Genomic DNA, 18,990 nt, shown 5'->3' on the forward strand with positions numbered 1-18,990 from the left:
GCGTGAAGGTGTACGAGCATCAGTGATGTTCATCAACCTTATATTATTTTACTCAATGATTTCTAGTTTTTACATAATCTTTTTTGGCCATCCTCCCCTCTGACATCTCTCCGCTTTCCATTTTTCTTTCATTCATGGTATGATGAATAATGGAGGTGCCAGATTTGTGAGGATTGCTACTCTCGAGCGCATCGAGATTTTGGATAAAGCGGAAGCGTTAGCGAAAATGGTTGTTGAGTCAGATGTGGCGGCCGACTATCGTCGCGCGTTTTGGCGGCTCAAGCAAGACCAACGTGCTCAACAGCTGATTGCCCGCTTCGTTCAGTTGAAGGAACGATACGAGGAAGTGCAGCGATTCGGCAAATATCATCCCGATTACCGCGATGTGATGAAAGAAGTGCGGGAAGCGAAACGGGAGCTCGATTTGCACGGAACGGTTGCCGCCTTTAAAGAAGCGGAAAAGGCGCTGCAGCAACTGCTTGACGATATTAGCGTACTGATTGGCAAGGCCGTATCGGAACATGTGAAAGTGCCGACCGGGAATCCGTATTTTTTGTCGGCCGGCTGTTCCGGCGGTTGCGGGAGCGGTGGGAGCTGCGGTTGCCGCACATAGAAAAAAAGGGGAAGGGACTATGTTTCCAAAACGGCAAGGGATTATCGTTTGGCTTCATTCGCTGAAATATGGGAAACAGCTGCGCAAGTTCGGCAACATTCATTACATTTCCAAGCGGCTGAAGTATGCAGTTCTTTACTGCGATATGGAACAAGTTGACCATGTGATGAAAAAACTTGCCGCACTCCCGTTTGTCAAGCGGGTCGAGCCGTCGTACCGACCGTTTTTAAGGTTAGAGTTTGAATCGAAAGGGGAGAAAGAAAAAGAAAAAGACTCCCCGTATCCGCTTGGATGAGAGAAAAGAGCGGGCCCTAGCTGGTATCAGCAGCGGGCCTGCTCTTTTTTCACTATTGAAGCGGCGGAATGAAGCGATTCATCCGCATAATGCCGATTAAGTGCTGATAGTATAGGTCAAGGTCAGCGAACATTGTCGATGGCTTGACATCGAGATGGATGATGGTTTCGCCAAGCTCTTTCACCGTTTCTTCGAATAGTTCGTACCGTTTGTTCGGCTTGACGGATGGATCGGGAATGCCTTCACGGCAAATATAAAGCGGCTGAAAGTCGCCCGGATCTGTTGGGCGAAGAACAACAACCAAGGAGACGACGGGCTGCTCTTTTTTCACTGTATGGAAAGCAAAAAAGCCGGATAAGCGATGGCGATTAGCCCGCGCCAGCTCAATCAATTCATATATATCGGAATAACCTTGGCCAAGTTCGATAAAACGTTGGATCATATGTTGTCCCCCTTGCAATCATCGTCCATCCTTAACTTTACCGGCCATCGTCAGAAATTGCAATCAAAAAAAAACCTTGCGGACAAAACGATCCGCAAGGCTCTTTCCAATTCCCTGTCTCCGCCTAGTGCGGAACAAGGGATGGAAAGAAAAAAAGAAAAGGGAGAGGAGAAACCGGAGGAAGAACTTATGGGGAAACGTAAGTCTTCTCCGTCATTGGCAACAACGCCATTAACGATGTTGCCATTACTCATTATGGACGGTTTGCCGATTCTTATACATCGGCGGATAAAAAATTCTTCGGTTTGACGATGACCAACTTTATGGTAAGATTACGATGAAAACAACGAATTAGGTGAACGCGATGAGAGTCATTTCTGGAATGTGCAAAGGTCGGCATCTGCAAGCGGTTCCAGGGATGTCGACGCGTCCGACGACCGATAAAGTAAAAGAGGCGATTTTCAATATGATCGGGCCGTATTTTACGGACGGCATCGGTCTTGATTTGTTCGCCGGCAGCGGTGGGTTGGGCATCGAAGCGCTCAGTCGAGGGCTCGAGCGTGTCATTTTTGTCGATCATGATACGAAGGCAGTGCAAACGGTTCGAAAAAACGTTGCTGCCTGCGGGCTTGAGAAACGGGCGGAAATTTACCGCAATGATGCCGGGCGGGCATTAAAGGCGGTTGCGAAGCGCGGCTTGCGTTTCTCTGTCATTTTTCTTGATCCGCCCTACAAAGAGAAAAAGTGGCTGACGCTTTTATCATTCATTGTCGAGCATGGCCTGCTGGAGGCGAATGGCGTTGTCGTTGCCGAACATCTGGCTGAGGTCGAGCTGCCGGAAGAAGTCGGCAACTTAAAGCAATGGAAACAGGAAACGTATGGCATTACCGGCATCACCATTTATCGCCGGATAGACGAACAGAAAGGGGACGAAAGCGATGGCGAGCATTGCCGTTTGCCCGGGGAGCTTTGACCCTGTGACATACGGGCATTTGGATATTATTAAGCGGGGGGCGAAAGTGTTTGACCAAGTTTATGTTGCGGTGTTAAACAACTCATCGAAAAAGCCGTTGTTTACCGTCGAGGAGCGGATGGAGTTGCTGCGTGAGGTGACGCGGACGCTCGATAACGTCCATGTGGAATCGTTCCATGGTCTGCTTGTTGATTATGCCCGAAGCAAAAAGGCGAACGCCATTTTGCGCGGCTTGCGTGCCGTGTCTGATTTTGAGTATGAAATGCAAATTACGTCGATGAACCGTGTCCTCGATGAGAACATTGAAACGTTTTTTATGATGACAAACAGTCAGTATGCATTTTTAAGCTCAAGTATCGTCAAAGAGGTTGCGAAATATAATGGCGACATTTCTGAGCTCGTTCCCCCGGTCGTTGAAGCGGCGCTAAAGCGGAAATTTGCGTCTGCAGTTGCCGATTGACAGCCAAGATGGAACAGTGCCCGCTTGGCAACTGAAATACGGCTTTGGAGTTGGCTGATAATGAAAACATAAACAGTGTGGACTTGGCTCACCGGATGGCCCCAAAGACCGGGCGCCTAACGGTTATAAGCGCCCGCGGGTTCCATTGGTCGTTTTGGCGGTCAGCCATATATAAAGGCAAAGAAAGAGCAGTGTTACTAGCGGTCCATATTGTTGCAGCAGTTGCCAGACTTCGTCCCAAGCATTGTCCGGGGGGATGGGAAGAAACGTCGGAATACTGTCTGGCTCTCCGCTAGCTGTCTGTACATACAGCGGCTTCCAGAGCAAGTATGTAAATAAAGCTGCGAACACCCCGTGCATCAGACGGGCGATGAAAAATGGCTGGAAGCGAATGTTGGCCTCAGCAAGGATGCTGGCGACTTGCGCTTGAACGGAAAAGCCGCCGAAAGCGAGGATGAAGCTTGTCGCCACCGCTTTTTCAAGCAGCGAGGCCTCTTCTGTTTGGCTGATCATTTGACTGCCAAGCGTAATTTCAAATAAGCCGGAAAACACCGGGATGTCAAACTGCTCCGGCAGCTGGGTGAGGCGGAGCAGCTGACGTAGCAGCGGAGCAAACTGTTCAGTCAAGTGCATCATGTACAACAGTTTGTTGACGACAGAAAAGAGAATAATAAAACCGCCGATCATTAACAGCGTTTGAACGGAAGAACGGACAGCGTCGCCGAGCAGTTTGCCAAGCGGCTGTTCGTTTTTTAACCTCGTTTGGTGCAACGTGCGCAACGCGTACGGAAGTGAAAACGGGCGAGGGCTTCGCTTTGGCTTCCCTTTCTCTTTTCGGATGCCGTGAAAGCGCATGATCAATCCAACGCTAATGTTCCCTAAATAATGGGAAATGGCCAACACAAGCCCAAGATGTGGATTATTGAAAAATCCAGCCGAGACAGCACCAAAAATGAACAGCGGGTTCGACGAATTAGTGAAGGAAGCGAGCCGCTCAGCTTCAATGGTCGATAGTTGCTTTTCTTGGTACAGGCGGGCGGTTAATTTGGCTCCGGACGGATAGCCGGACGCCATTCCCATCGCCCAGGCAAACCCGCCAACGCCTGGGACACGAAACAACGGGCGCATCAGCGGTTCAAGCAGGACGCCGAGAAAGCTGACGACGCCAAAGCTAATCAGCAGCTCTGAGATGATGAAAAACGGCAACAGCGATGGAAAAACGACTTCCCACCACATATTCAAACCGCGAATGGACGCTTCAAGCGACTGTTTCGGGTAACAAATGAGCGAAAACGCAAATAGGGTGACAGTGGAAGCGAGCAGTACCGTTTTCAGTTTGGTTCCCCAGTTTCGTTTCAACGTTCTCCCCCCTTTTCTCGCTGTTCGGCTTTTTGCGGTACAACCTCATATAACCTAATATACGAGCATAGGGGGACATTTTAGACCATAAGATGAAAGCGGGGAACACCGCAGCGAAGGAGGGAAGGATTGTGCCGCCGAAAGTCGGATTGGCGCTTGGCTCGGGAGGAGCGCGCGGGTTTGCCCATCTTGGTGTATTGAAAGTATTGGAGCAGGAAGACATTCCGGTGTCCTACTTAGCCGGCAGCAGCATCGGTGCGCTGGTTGCTGTCCTTTATGCGAGCGGCCACGGCCTCAACCGGCTTTATCGGCTCGCTAAATCGTTTCGGCGCAACGATTTTCTTGATTGGACAGTACCGAAAATGGGATTAATTGCCGGCGAACGTATCACTGAGTTCATCCGTTTGTTGACGAAAGGGAAGCGAATCGAGGATCTTTCTCCGCCGGTGGCGGTTGTCGCCGCCGATTTGCAGACGGGGGAAAAAGTCGTCTTTCGACAAGGGGAAGCGGCACAGGCGGTGCGGGCAAGCATTTCGATTCCCGGCATTTTTGTGCCGGCTGAGATGGACGGGAGACTACTTGTCGACGGTGGTGTCGTCGATCGGGTGCCGGTGTCGGTTGCCCGGGCGATGGGGGCGGATATTGTCATCGCCGTCGATGTCGCCCCGCTTAACACGAAAGCGGAAATTACATCGATTGTTGATGTCATCTGGCAGAGCCTCGACGTTTTGCAAGCCGAGCTCGTCACCTACCGCCAGCTTGCCTCAGACGTGATGATCCGGCCGCGCGTTGAGCGGTACAGCTCGCGGGCATTTACACATATTGAGGAAATTATCGCCCACGGTGAGGAAGAAGCGCGGAGACAGATCGGAGCGATCCGCCAAGCGATCGAACAGTGGAAGGAGCCATAGCACGAATGAAAAAACGGACGTATATCGCAGCGTTTTTCTTTGGCGCTGTCCTCGCTTTTTTGCTCTTTTTTGTGAAACTGCCATATTATGTGATGATGCCAGGAAGTGCGCAATATTTAAAGCCGCTCGTTCATGTCGAAAACGGTGACCGTGATGAGGGAACGTTCATGTTGACGACGGTCCGCATGGGGCGCGCGAACGTTGTCGCTTACTTGCTCGCCCATATCCGCCCGTTTTATGAGCTGCATCCGGTGGAGGAGATTAAGCAGGAGGGGGAGAGCGATAAAGAATATACGATGCGCCAGCTCGAGTTGATGGAACAGTCGAAAGAGGCGGCGATCGTCGTGGCTTACCAGCATGCCGGAAAGCCGGTCACGAATGAGGCGAAAGGCGTGTACGTGATGAGTGTCCTTCCTAATATGCCGGCAGCTGGGCGCCTAGAAGCCGGCGACCGCATTGCTGCGATCGACGGCCAGCCGATTAATACGTCAGAACAAATCGTGAGCTACGTTCGAGGAAAACAAGCTGGCGATCGTGTTCGCGTCACGTTTATCCGCGACCGGAAGCAGCATGAAGCCGAGCTTGTGCTGAAGCCGTTTCCGCACCATCCGAATCAAATCGGCCTTGGTGTCACGTTGAGGACAGATTATGACGTCCGCACCGACCCACCGGTGGAAGTCGATTCGGAACAAATCGGCGGCCCGTCGGCTGGACTCATGTTTTCACTCGAAATTTATAATCAGCTTGTCGATGAGGATATTACGAAAGGACGGAAAATCGCCGGCACCGGAACAATTGACATTCATGGAGAAGTGGATCCGATTGGCGGCATTGCGCAAAAAGTCGTGGCGGCTGACCGTGAAGGGGCAGATGTGTTCTTCGCTCCGAATGAACATGGTGCGCCGTCGTCGAATTATCGCGAAGCAGTACGGACGGCTAAAAAAATCGGGACGAAAATGAAAATCGTCCCGGTGGATACGTTTGACGAAGCGATCCGCTATTTGCGTTCCATGCCGGAGAAGTAAATGGGCGCCGTCGCGTATTCTTCCTTCAGTGCGGCGCTGTATAACGGCTCAGGAAAGGCGGCAGTGTAGACGGCTGTCGCCCTTTTTTCTTGCTCATACAGCGGATCGCCGTTCAGTTTGGCAGCTTTGGCAATGAGCGGCAATGCCAGCTCTTTTTTCACCTGCTGCAAGTAGCGGCGTCCGGTTTCATTCATGCCGAGCAACCGGATGTACGTCGGAGCGGCCGCCTTGTTTTGTTCCTCTTTTGTGAAATTCGTCAACACATGCACGCACAGGCGCTGCAGTCTCGTCCATGTGTACCGTTTCGTTTTTGTTGCGGCGATGAAAGCAGCAAACGTTTCGGCGCTGGCAATTTTTTGCTTCAGCCGGTATTCGATGCCTTCCTCCACCCCGGCGATGCGGCGTAGGTCTTCTTCACTGGATGTCAGCAGACGATATTTCAGCAGCGGAAAATACGCCTCCCAATCATGCCAGCGTCCGTACGTCAGCCGGTATTGCTGCAGCTGTTCGGCGGTGGTGGACGGGATGTACGCGGCGATTCGTTCTAGCTGCCCTGTTTGCCTGAGCACTTTCCGCAAGCTGGTCGCGCTGGCGATGGATGAGTGGGAAAACGATTCGTCATGATATCCGGCCGCCAGACGAGGGATGGTACGCGGCACAATTGCCAGCTTGTTTTGCCAAATCGCTTTTACGTACGCAAATCCAAGCACATTGTTCGGTTTGGATAAGTCGAGTGCATCGGAATCGAGCTGCCGCCACGCCTCGGCGTTCGCTTTCGGGAAGCTTTGCCCGCGTGCAAGCTCAGAACGGACAAGGGAGTCAAACTTCTCCTTATGCTGAAACCATGTTTTGGCGGCAGTCAAAAAGGCGGCAATGTCCCCGGATTCGCTACCAAAGCAAAGTTCTTGGCACCCGAGGGCATCAAGCAGCCGCACCGCCCCGTGTGCAAATTGTTCTGCCGCTTGGACAGCGAATACGTACGGCAGCTCGATGACGATATCAACGCCTGCCGCCAGCGCCATTTTCGTCCGCGCCCATTTCGAAACGATGGCCGGTTCGCCGCGTTGCAGGAAATTCCCGCTCATGACGGCAATAAGGCAATCCGCCGCGGTTTTTGCCTTCGTCTCTTGCAAGTGGTGCCAATGGCCGTTATGAAACGGATTGTATTCAACGATGATGCCGACGGCTTTCATGGCCGCTCTCCCCAACAGAATACATGCCGCCCGATATGAAAATGATCGTTGATCAATGGCCACACCTCCTATATGTAATCTAGTATGGAATAAGCAGTAGCAGAGTTCAACTGTGAGTATGGGGAGGAAGTTTACAAAATAACCGTTGACAAGCAGCCGCGCGGTGTCGACTTTTGCACCGTTGCCAACAGACAGGGGCATGCCAACAGTGAAATTTGGAAATGATGGGAGTATGCCTTTCCTTTTGCTTCGTTTCTCTTTTTTGAAGGCTGTATGGTTGTAAAGAAAAAACATTGACAAAAATAGAAACGGAACGTATAATTTTATTCGTTGCCTTGAGGTGATCATATGAAATGGACGGTTCAACAGCTTCGTCGTTTTCAGCATAAGGAAATGACGATTGACGAGACGATCGATGTGTCTGATTTAAAGCAAATCGACACGTTGATCCGCGATATTTCATTGGTTCGTGTCCAAGGAAAAGCGGACATCGGTTCGACAAAGTTTACGTTTCACTTGACGCTGTCAGGGACGATGGTATTGCCGTGTTCCCGGACGCTCGTTGATGTGGAATATCCGTTTTCCATCGAGACAACGGAAGTGTTTTTGGCCGACGGTGGTGACTTTGTCGAAACCGACGACGATATCCATGTCGTAACCGGGGAAACCATTGATTTGAATCCGATTATTCGTGAACTCATTTTGCTTGAAATCCCGTTGCAACTCATTGCTAATGATCCGGACGCTGACGGAGCGCCGCAGCACGGGGAAGGATGGGACGTTCTCTCGGAAGAGCAATGGGAGAAGGCGATGGAAGAACAAGCAGAGAACAAAGTCGATCCTCGTCTAGCAGGGTTGGCCAAGTTTTTTGAAGAGAAAAACAAGGAATGACATTTACCGGCGTTGCCGGTCGATGGCGCCGGCGAAATGCGCACCGTCCGGCAGCTGCCTTGTTTGCCGGCCGACGGGCGGCTCGAACAAGCGGCCGCCCGCTTGCTGGCATCGATAAGCTGAATGTGCCAGACAAGGAGGTGGGAACGATGGCAGTACCTTTTAGAAGAACATCGAAAACGAGAAAAAGACTGCGCCGTACACACTTTAAACTGCAAGTGCCAGGCATGGTTCAATGCCCGAACTGCGGTGAATGGAAGTTGGCGCACCGTGTCTGCAAAGCATGCGGAACGTACAAAGGAAGAGATGTCGTCAACAAATAATCGCCGACATCACGCGAAAGGCTGTCCGAAAATAGGGCAGCCTTTTTATTATATGGAGGAAACAATGCCGTTTTGTCCGTGGACTCGTTTTTTCGTCACGGGGCAGGAAAACGGCGCATGCATGCCCAATTTATCATACGAAAGGGGAGACATGGTATGGAAGCCATAGTGGAGCATTATAACGGTATCGCGCTGTTTACGATTTGCCGCCCCGAAAGGCGCAACGCGATCAACTTTGCTGTGATGCATGCCCTTGAACAGGCAATGGAGCAAGCGGCGGCCGATGACAAAGTGAAAGTGTTCGCCATTACCGGCGCCGGCGACGAGGCCTTTTGTTCCGGCGGCGATTTAAGAGAGTTCGGACATTTGCGCGGCGCGGAGGCAAAACAAATGCTTAGGCGCATGGGGGAGTTGTTGTACAAACTACTGACGTTTCCGAAACCGACAGCAGCGCTTGTCAACGGAACGGCAATGGGAGGGGGCTGCGAGTTGGCGACCGCCTGTGATTTCCGCTTTGTCAAGGAAGGGAGTCGAATTGGGTTCGTTCAAGGCCGGCTTGGTATTACAACCGGCTGGGGCGGCGCGTCCATGCTGTTTGAAAAGCTTCCGTATGCGCGGGCACTCGACTTGTTGTTGCGCGCTGAGCCGATGGCGGCTGAGGAGATGGCAATGTGCGGCTGGGCTGATGCGGTTCTGTCGGCGGATCGTTGGTGTGAACAGTGGCAAGCGCGGCTTGCTCCCTATACAGCGCGGTCGCTTGCTGTCTTGCAAGCCTATAAGGCTGTGGCAGGCGAAAAATGGCGAATGACTTGGTTTCGTGAGCAATTTTTCGCCGAAATCGATCGGTGTGCTGGGCTTTGGGGATCGGCTGAGCATGAACAGGCATTGCGTCCTTTTTTGCGCAAGAAGTAATTTTTTCCTTCTACCGTTTCTATTAGCCGCATACATATAATGACAAAGCGGCAATAAGGAGGGGAAGGAGATGACGGGAGTACGCCAAGACGCATGGACGAAAGAAGAGGATGAACTGCTTGCTAACGTCGTCCTTGAGTATATTCGTACAGGCGGCACCCAACTGGAAGCGTTCGCCGAAGTAGGGCGGCGCTTGTCGCGGACGGCCGCGGCATGCGGATTTCGCTGGAACTCATATGTTCGCAAGCAGTATAAAGAGGAAATTGAGCAGGCGAAACAGGAGAGGAAAACGAGAAAAAAAGAAACGGCATCCGAAAAAGATGGCAGGGGGCAACCGGAAATGGAAGCGGCGGTTGAGAGTAAGCTGTCATGGGCGGAGGTGTTGGCCTTTTTGCAAGCTGAAGGGCAAAAGGCGCGCGAGATCCGACGGACAGCTGATGAAAACCGGGCGTTAAAAAACGATATGGAACAGCTGCAGCAAATGGTTACAAAATTACAAATGGAAAAAGAAGCGCTGCAAAAACAGCTGGCGGCTGTTCAAGAGGAGTATAAAACCCTGCTCACCATTATGGAGCGAGCGCGAAAAATGATGACAGGATCGGAAAAACAAGTGGAACAAACAGCAGCTGAGGGTGTCGGTGAGGGATAAAAAGCTGGCTTTTTAGCCGGCTTTTTTTCTTAACGGACTAAGAAGACATTTGCTAAAATAAGGCTAGCGTGACTGTGCTAGAAAGCGGGGGAGAGGCATGAACATTGGCATTGTCGGCGGCGGGGCGGTTGGACTGCTGCTTGCCGCCTATCTCGGGCAGCGCCACGAGGTAACAGTTTATACGAGACGCTTGTCCCAAGCTGAGCAGCTTGCCAAGTGTGGCGTTGCGCTGAAAAAAGATGGGAAAACAGAGGTTGTAGCGGTTCGAGCGCAGCCGTTTGCTGGGGCGGAGCTCGTTGAGCCGCTTGTGTTCGTGACCGTCAAACAATATGATATCGCAGCTGTTTGCGCACAACCCGATTCGTTTCGCTGCGTCCGCACGCTTGTGTTTTTGCAAAACGGCATGGGCCACATTGAAAAGCTATCCGCTTTTGCTGATAAAAACGTCATCGTCGGTGTCGTAGAGCATGGCGCACTGAAGCTTGACGACCGGACGGTAGTACATACAGGGGTTGGCAAGTTAACGCTCGCATCGTTGTACGGTGCTCCTGCTATGGCCGCCGAATTGTCTGGGGACAGTGATTTTCCAATTGAATGGGCGGATGATTGGGAGCGGGTTCTTGTCGACAAGCTCATCGTTAATGCGGTCATCAACCCGCTTACGGCGCTCTTGCAGGTAAAAAACGGGGCACTCCTTGAGGTGGCGCCGTATCGGGACATGATGGCGCAGTTGTTTGATGAAGTGAGACAAGTGTTGCCGCTTCATAGTGCCGAGCAGGCGTGGCAACGCATTGTCCATATATGCCGAAGCACGGCGGACAACTATTCGTCAATGTATATGGATGTGGCGAACGGGCGCCGAACGGAAGTCGATGCGATTTTAGGCTATGTGTTAAGGCAAGGGGAAGCGCGCGGGGTGGCGTTGCCGCTCGTCCGTTTTGTCTTTTGCGCGTTGAAGGGGAAAGAAGGGGGGAACGCGGATGGGTGATTGGCTCGCGTCGATACTGGCGACATTTGTGACGTTGCCGCTTTTCCTGTTTTTGCTCGTCTATTTGGGAGCGCGTTTGTTTGGGGGGCGGAAGCGGGCGGCATTTTACGCCGCGGTCAACGTTGCGACCGCGTTTTTTATTGCTGCCGTCTATGTTTTGCTGACCGTGTTGTTTGGAAAATCGTATTTTATTCATCTCCTTCTCTTTTTGCTTGGACTGCATGCCGCCATCGCGATCGGGTATTGGCGGAAAAAGGCAGATTTTCGCCTAGCAGCGGTGTTCCGTCTATTTTGGCGGGCGTGTTTTCTCATTTTTGCTTTCCTGTACGCCGGACTGCTCGTGTATGGCATGATGGTGCGTGTCGCCGCCAACCTTTGAGCAATGATTTTTCTTTCTTTGCACCGAACATGCTATACTCATGAAAGAATACATAGGAAAGGGAGTTTTCGTCATGGAAGTTCGAGAAGTTCCGCTGCCGGCGACAACGAAGTTGGCGGCTGATTACATAACCGGTGCATTCCCAGCCGAAAAAGGGTTTGGCTATGCACGGACCGATGATGAGGCGTTTCGCCGGCGTCTGATTCACTTGCAAACAAGGACATATGACCGACATGGGCTGGCCGATTACTTGCAAGCCTATCACCGCCGTTTTTCAGCCAGCCCGGCGACGATGAACAATATCGATAAGCTGCGCGATGAAAACAGTGTTGTCATCGTCGGAGGGCAGCAAGCTGGACTGTTGACCGGCCCACTTTATACAATTTATAAAATCATTACGATAATCCGGCTTGCCAAAGAGCAGGAGCAAAAACTAGGTGTACCGGTTGTGCCGCTGTTTTGGATCGCCGGTGAAGACCATGACATCGCCGAAGTCGACCATGTATATGTCGTAGAGGACGGCGAAGTAAAAAAAGTGGTGTATCCGCACAAATTGAAAGAAAAGCAGATGGCCGCCGATGTCCCTCTCGATCGCCAGCTTGCTGACGCGTGGATTGAGCGCGTCGTCAAAACATATGGGGAAACGGATGTGACGAATGAACTGCTTTCATTTCTCGCGGCGTGTCTGGACGATTCCCGCACGTTTGTTGACTTTTTTGCCGCTATTGTCCTGCGCTTGTTTGCCGATGACGGCTTAGTCGTTCTCAACGCTGGCGATGCATCGGTGCGCCCGCTTGAGCGCCGTTTTTTTGCTGCGCTCATTGATCGCCATCGCGATGTGACGTCAGCCGTGCTGGCCCAGCAAGAGGCATTGCGCGCGCTTGGATATGCACCGCTCATTGAGATCGCACCGAATGCGGCCAACTTGTTTTATTACGATGGCCGTGAGCGCTCTCTTTTGCACTATGATGAGGAAAGCGGGCTGTTTCGCAATAAAACGGGGAGTGTCGCCTTGACGAAGCAACAGTTGCTCGAGCTCGCTGAAGCGAAGCCGGCCTGTTTAAGCAACAATGTGGTCACCCGCCCGCTCATGCAAGAATATTTGCTGCCGACGCTCGCCTTTATTGCCGGGCCTGGGGAGATTGCCTATTGGGCGGAATTGAAAGAAGTGTTTGCGTTGTTCGGAATGGAAATGCCGCCAGTTGTGCCGCGTTTGCAGGCGACGCTTGTCAGCCGTTCACTGCAAACGGATCTGGTCGATATCGGTCTTGAGGCGGCCGATGTATTGTCCGGGCGCCTCGAGGCGGTAAAGCAGCAATGGCTCAAGGCAACCGCTGAGGCGCCGCTGACGGAGGCATTTGCCAAAGCGAAAGCTGATATTGAGGCGGCACATCGGCCATTGCGTGAGCTTGGCGTGGCCATTGACCGCGGATTAGAGGGATTAGTGGCGAAAAATGCCGCCATCATTCAGGCACAAATCGAGTTTCTTCAGCAAACGTTGGAGCGGGCGTTGCTACGCAAACATGAGGTTGAATGGCGGAAATTTTGGCGTGTGGAAACGTCGCTGAGGCCGAACGGGGCGCCTCAGGAGCGGGTTTGGAACGTGTTTTACTATGTGAACCGTTACGGATTTGATTTTGTAGAAAAACTTTCAGCGATTAGCAACCCGGGAAACGGGATGCATAAAATTGTATATATATAAGGCTTTTTCAAAGAAAAAGTCGAAAAGAAAAATCCTGTTTCGAGCAGGATTTTTTTTTCTTGAAATGAATAGTAAAAAAACAACCAAAATCGGATGGGAATAAAAGTAAAGGATCGATTTTTAAATTATGGTTCATATTGGTTTTGTCCGACAAAAATAAACAAAAAGGGACGCTTTTTTACAAAAAAAGCTAAAATTTTGTTCATCTTTGCGATATAATAAGGAAGCGGCCACTGGCCGATGCAAGTGCGTTCGGAAGCAACAAAGGTGGTGGACATATGTTTCAGCATACAACTGTGTTGTTAAAAGAGGCAGTCGATGGGCTGAACGTCCGTCCAGACGGTGTCTATGTTGATTGCACGTTAGGCGGCGGCGGCCATAGTGAATATTTACTCTCCCGTCTTTCAAAACGAGGAAAACTGTTTGCTTTTGATCAAGACGAGACCGCCATTTTGCACGCGAGCGAGCGGCTCGCCCGTTACCGTGAACAAGTGCAGTTCATAAACCGGAACTTCCGGTTTTTGCAGGAGGAGCTTTCAGCCCTTGGCATCCACGCTGTTGACGGGATATTGTTTGACTTAGGCGTTTCGTCGCCGCAGCTCGATGAGCCGGAGCGCGGCTTCAGCTATCAGCATGATGCGCCGCTTGACATGCGGATGGACCGCAAGCAGCGGCTTACAGCGGCGGAGATTGTTAACCGCTGGCCATATGAAGAGCTTGTCCGCATTTTTTTCCGCTACGGCGAAGAAAAGTTTTCAAAACAGGTGGCGCGCAAAATTGAAGAGGTGCGCCGTAAAAGACTGATCGAAACAACCGGAGAGCTCGTTGAAGTGATCAAAGCGGCGATCCCGGCACCAGCGCGCCGCAGCGGTGGACATCCGGCCAAACGCATTTTCCAGGCGCTTCGCATCGCTGTCAACGATGAGCTCGAGGCGTTTCGCGAAGCGCTCGAGCAGGCAATTGAACTGTTGGCGCCGGGTGGTCGAGTGAGCGTCATTACGTTTCATTCGCTCGAAGACCGTATTTGCAAAGAAACGTTTAAAAAAGCAAGCGAAAGCCCACCATTGCCTCCGGGGCTTCCGGTTCTCCCCGATGATTACCGTCCCGTGCTGAAAATCATTACAAAAAAACCGGTTGTTCCTTCTGCTGAGGAGCTGGAACGAAACAACCGCGCCCGTTCGGCAAAACTTCGTATTGCTGAAAAACAGTAACGTGTGCGAATGATGGAAAAGAACGAGAGGAGAAACAGGAGGGGAAAGCTGTGAACAATTTGGCAGTTAAAGTAGTGCGTGAACAAAAGCGTCCGGCTGCACCGCCGAGCCCGAAGCCGCAGCGAAAACGTCGTTTTCGTCTCACATTGGCCGAGAAGCTGTTGATCGTCTCATTTTTGTTATTTGCCTTTTATGTGGCGGTTCAATTTGTCTCAAGCCAAGTGCAAATTTATGAGCTGAATAAAGACATACAAAAATTGGAGATGGCCATTGATGAACAGAAAAAGGAAAATAATGACTTGTACGTCGAAGTGCAGCGGTTGAGCTCGTACGAGCGCATTTTGCAAAAGGCGAAGGAGCTTGGGCTGTCACTGAACGAAGACCATGTGAAAGTCGTAAAGGAATGATGGAGAATGGAAATGAAAAAACATTCCAACACCCATCGAGGAGCAGGGATTTTGTTTATCGTTTTCAGCCTGCTCTTTTTTCTGCTCTTTGCCCGTTTTATCCAACTGCAATGGACCGGAAAAGCGGACGGTCATGTGTTAGCCGCGAAAGCTGAACAGCAGCATAAACAAAAGCGAGTGATCGAAGCGAAGCGCGGGACGATTTTCGATCGCAACGGCACCGTTTTGGCGCAGGATGTACCTTCATATACGGTCGTGGCCATTTTGGATCCAGAGATGACGACCAACCCGGAACGTCCGCGTCATGTTGTCGATCCGGAAACAACGGCGAAAAAGCTTGCGCCGTTGCTTGGTATGGATGTCAAGGACATGGAGCGCATTTTAACGAAAAAGGCCAAGCAGGTCGAGTTCGGCTCCTACGGCCGTAACATCAGCTTTGAACTCAAGCGAAAAATTGAAGCGCTCGATTTGCCGGGCATTGCCTTCATCCGTGATACAAATCGGTTTTATCCGAATGGCACATTTGCTTCGCACGTGATCGGGTACGCACAAAAAAATGCGGAAAACGAAACAGTGGGCAAAATGGGTGTGGAAAAATGGCTTGATCGATATTTGCGCGAAACAGACGGCTATGTGTCATTTGCTGGTGATGTGAACGGCTTTCGCCTGCCGGAGGCAAAAGAACGTATCGTCAAGCCAGACAACGGGGCGAACGTCTATTTGACGATCGATGGAAAAATCCAAACATTTTTAGAAGACGCCATGAATAACGTTGAGAAGCAGTACAAGCCGAAGAAAATGATCGGTATCGTCGCTGATCCGAAAACAGGGAAAATTTTGGCTATGGCGACCCGTCCGAGTTTTGATCCGAATAAGCGCGACATTACGAACTTTTTGAATGATGCCATTTCCTATCCGTACGAGCCAGGGTCGACGATGAAGGTGTTTACGCTCGCGGCGGCTATTAATGAAGGGGTATATAACGGCAAGGAAACGTTTCGTTCCGGAGCGTACAAAGTTGGGCCAAACACTGTTCGCGACCACAACGATGTCGGCTGGGGAACAATTACATTTGACGAAGGAGTGCAGCGTTCATCGAACGTCGCTTTTTCCATTTTAGTGAAAGAAAAGCTCGGTGAAGATCGATTTTTGCAATATTTGCATCGCTTCCGCTTCGACCAGAAAACCGGCATCGATTTGCCGAACGAGTCTGTTGGGCAAATCCGCTATCGCTATCCGATTGAACGAATAACGACAGGATTTGGCCAAGGGACATCGGTGACGCCGATTCAGCAAATTCAAGCAGCAACGGCAATCGCTAATGATGGAAAAATGATGAAGCCATACATCATTGAAAAAGTGGTTGATCCGGACAACGGCAAAGTCGTTCTTGATCATGAGCCGACTGTAGCCGGTGAACCGATCACTGCGGAGACGGCACGCCAAGTGCGCGAGATTTTAGAGACGGTTGTCTCGTCGGAACACGGTACCGGCCGTCCGTACCAGATCGATGGCTACCGTGTCGCAGGCAAAACAGGGACGGCGCAAATTCCGTCGGCCGCCGGCGGCTACATGACGGGCCGGGAAAACTATATTTTTTCGTTTTTAGGTATGGCGCCGGCTGACGATCCACGGCTCATCATGTATGTAGCCGTTCAGCAGCCGCGGCTTGATGTAACGGAAACCGGGGCAGCGCCGGTGTCGCAAATTTTTACAACGGTGATGAAAAGCAGTTTGCAATATTTGCATATCGAGCCGGTAGAGAAAAAACAGACAGAGACGAAGAAGGCGGAACGGCGCGCGCTTGACTCGCTGATCGGTCAAACCGCCGTCTCAGCGGCGGAACAGCTGAAAGAAAAAGGATATGTGCCGGTTGTCATCGGCAACGGTAAAAATGTTGAACGGCAGCTTCCGAGCGGTGGGGAGCGCGTTCTTCCAGGGGAGCGAGTCGTGCTGAAAACGGACGGATCAGCAACGATGCCGGATTTGCGCGGCTTTTCGCTGCGGGACGCCATGAAAGTGGCCAACGTGCTCGAGTTGCGTCCGAGTACGAAAGGCACCGGTTATGTCGTCAGCCAAAGCATTCGTCCGGGAGCGGAAGTGCGCAAAGGAGATTATTTGATTGTCGAGCTGGCTTCTCCACGCCAATGGGAAGAAACGATGGCGGAGAAAGAAAAAGAGGCGGCTGAACGGAAGGACAACAAGCCGCACGAATGATTTTTGCCGTTCTATAACGGGGCGTACAAGCATATAGTGGAACGAGCCCATCACGAAGGAGGTTCCGCCATATGCGCGTGTCGTACGTTACCGTGCGCAAGCGGTTGACGATCGTGTTTTTGATCGGTATTTTCATTTTTGCGATTATCGATCTCCGTCTTGGTTACGTCCAATTTTGGCTTAGCGATATGTTAACGGAACGGGCGAAAGGGCTATGGGGCCGGAACATCCCGTTTGAACCGAAGCGCGGTGAAATTTTGGATCGCAACGGCGTCCCGCTGGCGACGAATATGAGCGCGCCGACAGTGTACGTCATCCCCCGGCAAGTGAAAAATCCGGCGGAGGCGGCGGAAAAGCTGTCCGTTGTGTTGGGCGCTTCAGTCGAATCAATCTATAAGCAAATTACGCAAAAAACATCGATCGTCCGTCTAAAGGAAGGGCGAAAAATTTCTGATGAAAAAGCGGCGAGCGTACGCGCACTTGACTTAGATGGGATCTATATTGCTGAAGATACAAAGCGTTACTACCCATTTGGCAGCTATTTGTCGCATGTGCTTGGCTTTAGCGGCATTGACAATCAGGGGCTCACCGGGCTTGAGCTGTATTATGACAAAGAACTAAGCGGCGAACGCGGCTCTGTGCAATTTTATTCCGATGCCAAAGGACGACGCATGCCCGGTATAGCGGACGACTATACGCCGCCGACTGACGGCTTGGATTTAGTGCTGACCATTGACTCGCGCATCCAGACGATTATCGAACGGGAGCTTGATATCGCGGAGGCAAAATACAATCCAGACGGCATCATCGCCATCGCTATGAACCCGAATACGGGCGAAATTTTGGCGATGGCGAGCCGCCCTACTTTCGACCCGGCCAACTACCGGGACGTCCCTCCGGAAATTTACAACCGCAATTTGCCGATTTGGAGCACATATGAGCCAGGGTCAACGTTCAAAATCATTACGCTTGCGGCAGCTCTTGAGGAAGGAAAAGTGAATTTGCTCAAAGACCACTTTTTTGACCCGGGCTATGCCAAAGTAGCCGGTGCTACGCTTCGTTGCTGGAAAAAAGGCGGCCACGGAGAGCAAACGTTTTTGGAAGTCGTGCAAAACTCTTGCAACCCAGGGTTTGTAGAGCTGGGAGAACGACTAGGAAAAGAAACGTTGTTTAAGTACATTAAGCAGTTCGGGTTTGGCGAGAAAACCGGCATCGATTTGCAAGGGGAAGGAACCGGAATTTTGTTTGATTTAAAACGGGTAGGGCCGGTTGAGCTGGCGACGACCGCGTTCGGCCAAGGGGTGTCGGTGACGCCGATCCAGCAAGTCGCTGCCGTATCGGCTGCAGTCAATGGCGGTGTTTTGTACACTCCATACATTGCCAAGGAGTGGATCGACCCAGAAACGGGTGAAATCGTCCGGCGCAATACGCCAAAGGCGAAACGGCGCGTTATTTCCGAGGAAACGTCGAAACAAGTCCGATATGCGCTTGAGAGTGTCGTTGCCCAAGGAACAGGGAAAAAGGCGTATGTCGAAGGATACCGTGTCGGCGGAAAAACCGGAACGGCGCAAAAAGCGCAAGGAGGCCGCTATTTGCAAAACAACCATATCGTATCGTTCATCGGTTTCGCTCCGGCTGACGATCCGCAGCTTGTCGTATACGTCGCCGTTGACAATCCGAAAGGGACGGTTCAGTTTGGCGGTACGGTCGCCGCGCCGATCGTCGGCAAAGTGATGGAAGACAGCCTACGTGTGATGAACGTAAAACCTCGCAAAGATCAACTCGCCAAAGAGCGGGACTGGAACGAGCCGAAAGTGCTGGAAGTACCAAACTTAATCGGATTGACAAAAAAAGATTTGCAAGAACAACTTTTTGACTTAAAATTAGATGTTAGTGGCGAGGGAGATGTGGTCGTTGAACAATCTCCAGAGCCAGGTGCGAAAGTGAAAGAGGGGTCGACGATTCGCATTTATTTGGCGAAAAACGAGACGGCAGAGGAGCAGTAAATGATCGCACAAGGGGCGGCCGATGCGATGATTC

The 18,990-nt window shown here is 51.4% G+C and carries 21 protein-coding genes; 18 read left to right on the top strand and 3 right to left on the bottom strand.

All coding sequences use genetic code 11. The annotated features are described in order from the left end of the window. Positions 1 to 166: 166 nt before the first annotated feature. Positions 167 to 613 carry a YlbF family regulator gene (locus DSM465_RS0100950; protein WP_029760407.1) on the top strand — a complete coding sequence of 149 codons (447 nt, stop codon included), beginning with the start codon at positions 167 to 169 and terminating at the stop codon, positions 611 to 613. 19 nt (positions 614 to 632) lie between these two features. Then, positions 633 to 908 (top strand): YlbG family protein, encoded by a 276-nt coding sequence (locus tag DSM465_RS0100955; RefSeq protein WP_029760408.1) that lies wholly within the window; start codon positions 633 to 635, stop codon positions 906 to 908. A gap of 52 nt (positions 909 to 960) precedes the next feature. On the opposite strand, the gene DSM465_RS0100960 is transcribed toward DSM465_RS0100955, so the two are convergent. Next, positions 961 to 1,350, bottom strand: a complete 390-nt coding sequence (locus DSM465_RS0100960) for a DUF7147 family protein (RefSeq protein ID WP_029760409.1) — start codon at positions 1,348 to 1,350, stop codon at positions 961 to 963. Here DSM465_RS0100960 and DSM465_RS19515 point away from each other — a divergent pair. The 3 genes from DSM465_RS19515 to coaD are packed head-to-tail and all read left to right on the top strand — an operon-like array spanning position 1,342 to position 2,783. Continuing rightward, positions 1,342 to 1,659 (top strand): hypothetical protein, encoded by a 318-nt coding sequence (locus DSM465_RS19515; protein ID WP_151506746.1) that lies wholly within the window; start codon positions 1,342 to 1,344, stop codon positions 1,657 to 1,659. The two genes, DSM465_RS0100960 and DSM465_RS19515, sit on opposite strands and share 9 nt — an antisense overlap. A gap of 55 nt (positions 1,660 to 1,714) precedes the next feature. After that, a complete protein-coding gene (rsmD, locus tag DSM465_RS0100965; protein ID WP_029760410.1) occupies positions 1,715 to 2,323 on the top strand; it encodes a 16S rRNA (guanine(966)-N(2))-methyltransferase RsmD in 609 nt (202 codons plus the stop codon). Then, positions 2,289 to 2,783 carry a pantetheine-phosphate adenylyltransferase gene (coaD, locus tag DSM465_RS0100970; RefSeq protein WP_008878708.1) on the top strand — a complete coding sequence of 165 codons (495 nt, stop codon included), beginning with the start codon at positions 2,289 to 2,291 and terminating at the stop codon, positions 2,781 to 2,783. The genes rsmD and coaD overlap by 35 nt, the downstream gene beginning before the upstream one ends. A 123-nt stretch (positions 2,784 to 2,906) precedes the next feature. Here coaD and ylbJ read toward each other — a convergent pair whose 3' ends face one another. Beyond that, positions 2,907 to 4,142: a sporulation integral membrane protein YlbJ gene (gene ylbJ, locus DSM465_RS0100975; RefSeq protein ID WP_008878707.1), complete on the bottom strand. Its 1,236-nt coding sequence runs from the start codon at positions 4,140 to 4,142 to the stop codon at positions 2,907 to 2,909. Between the two features lie 131 nt (positions 4,143 to 4,273). Here ylbJ and DSM465_RS0100980 point away from each other — a divergent pair, with 131 nt between their 5' ends. Together DSM465_RS0100980 and DSM465_RS0100985 are read left to right on the top strand one after the other, a co-directional pair. Then, entirely contained in the window at positions 4,274 to 5,053 is a 780-nt protein-coding gene (locus tag DSM465_RS0100980; protein ID WP_008878706.1) for a patatin-like phospholipase family protein, read from the top strand. A 5-nt stretch (positions 5,054 to 5,058) separates the two neighbouring features. Continuing rightward, the gene (locus DSM465_RS0100985) at positions 5,059 to 6,078 is read left to right on the top strand and encodes a SepM family pheromone-processing serine protease (RefSeq protein WP_029760411.1); all 1,020 of its coding nucleotides are present in this window, start codon (positions 5,059 to 5,061) and stop codon (positions 6,076 to 6,078) included. Here the strand turns inward: DSM465_RS0100985 and DSM465_RS0100990 are convergent. Further along, positions 6,051 to 7,271 (bottom strand): nucleotidyltransferase, encoded by a 1,221-nt coding sequence (locus DSM465_RS0100990; protein ID WP_029760412.1) that lies wholly within the window; start codon positions 7,269 to 7,271, stop codon positions 6,051 to 6,053. The genes DSM465_RS0100985 and DSM465_RS0100990 overlap by 28 nt on opposite strands. 348 nt (positions 7,272 to 7,619) lie before the next feature. Here DSM465_RS0100990 and DSM465_RS0100995 point away from each other — a divergent pair, with 348 nt between their 5' ends. The 11 genes from DSM465_RS0100995 to DSM465_RS0101045 all read left to right on the top strand — a co-directional run bounded on the left by DSM465_RS0100995 (position 7,620) and on the right by DSM465_RS0101045 (position 18,956). Then, a complete protein-coding gene (locus DSM465_RS0100995; RefSeq protein ID WP_008878703.1) occupies positions 7,620 to 8,162 on the top strand; it encodes a YceD family protein in 543 nt (180 codons plus the stop codon). A 149-nt stretch (positions 8,163 to 8,311) separates the two neighbouring features. After that, positions 8,312 to 8,485, top strand: a complete 174-nt coding sequence (gene rpmF, locus DSM465_RS0101000; protein ID WP_011230605.1) for a 50S ribosomal protein L32 — start codon at positions 8,312 to 8,314, stop codon at positions 8,483 to 8,485. 156 nt (positions 8,486 to 8,641) lie between these two features. Continuing rightward, positions 8,642 to 9,397, top strand: coding sequence for an enoyl-CoA hydratase/isomerase family protein (locus tag DSM465_RS0101005; RefSeq protein WP_008878701.1), 756 nt, complete (start codon positions 8,642 to 8,644; stop codon positions 9,395 to 9,397). Positions 9,398 to 9,467: 70 nt separating this feature from the next. Continuing rightward, positions 9,468 to 10,046, top strand: a complete 579-nt coding sequence (locus DSM465_RS0101010; protein WP_029760413.1) for an RsfA family transcriptional regulator — start codon at positions 9,468 to 9,470, stop codon at positions 10,044 to 10,046. Between the two features lie 97 nt (positions 10,047 to 10,143). Then, positions 10,144 to 11,034, top strand: coding sequence for a 2-dehydropantoate 2-reductase (locus DSM465_RS0101015; protein WP_029760414.1), 891 nt, complete (start codon positions 10,144 to 10,146; stop codon positions 11,032 to 11,034). Beyond that, on the top strand, positions 11,027 to 11,413 hold the full coding sequence (locus DSM465_RS0101020) for a DUF3397 domain-containing protein (protein ID WP_008878698.1): 387 nt from the start codon (positions 11,027 to 11,029) through the stop codon (positions 11,411 to 11,413). The genes DSM465_RS0101015 and DSM465_RS0101020 overlap by 8 nt, the downstream gene beginning before the upstream one ends. Positions 11,414 to 11,486: 73 nt before the next feature. Then, entirely contained in the window at positions 11,487 to 13,115 is a 1,629-nt protein-coding gene (gene bshC / locus DSM465_RS0101025; RefSeq protein ID WP_029760415.1) for a bacillithiol biosynthesis cysteine-adding enzyme BshC, read from the top strand. A gap of 278 nt (positions 13,116 to 13,393) precedes the next feature. After that, a complete protein-coding gene (gene rsmH, locus DSM465_RS0101030; protein WP_029760416.1) occupies positions 13,394 to 14,326 on the top strand; it encodes a 16S rRNA (cytosine(1402)-N(4))-methyltransferase RsmH in 933 nt (310 codons plus the stop codon). A gap of 50 nt (positions 14,327 to 14,376) precedes the next feature. Next, positions 14,377 to 14,733 (top strand): cell division protein FtsL, encoded by a 357-nt coding sequence (gene ftsL / locus DSM465_RS0101035; protein WP_029760417.1) that lies wholly within the window; start codon positions 14,377 to 14,379, stop codon positions 14,731 to 14,733. Between the two features lie 6 nt (positions 14,734 to 14,739). After that, positions 14,740 to 16,950 (top strand): penicillin-binding protein, encoded by a 2,211-nt coding sequence (locus DSM465_RS0101040; RefSeq protein WP_029760418.1) that lies wholly within the window; start codon positions 14,740 to 14,742, stop codon positions 16,948 to 16,950. A gap of 71 nt (positions 16,951 to 17,021) precedes the next feature. Further along, positions 17,022 to 18,956, top strand: a complete 1,935-nt coding sequence (locus DSM465_RS0101045) for a stage V sporulation protein D (protein WP_008878692.1) — start codon at positions 17,022 to 17,024, stop codon at positions 18,954 to 18,956. The last annotated feature ends 34 nt before the right edge of the window (positions 18,957 to 18,990 follow it).

This window comes from Geobacillus thermodenitrificans subsp. thermodenitrificans DSM 465 (genome assembly GCF_000496575.1).
GTDB classification, from domain to species: Bacteria; Bacillota; Bacilli; order Bacillales; family Anoxybacillaceae; genus Geobacillus; species Geobacillus thermodenitrificans.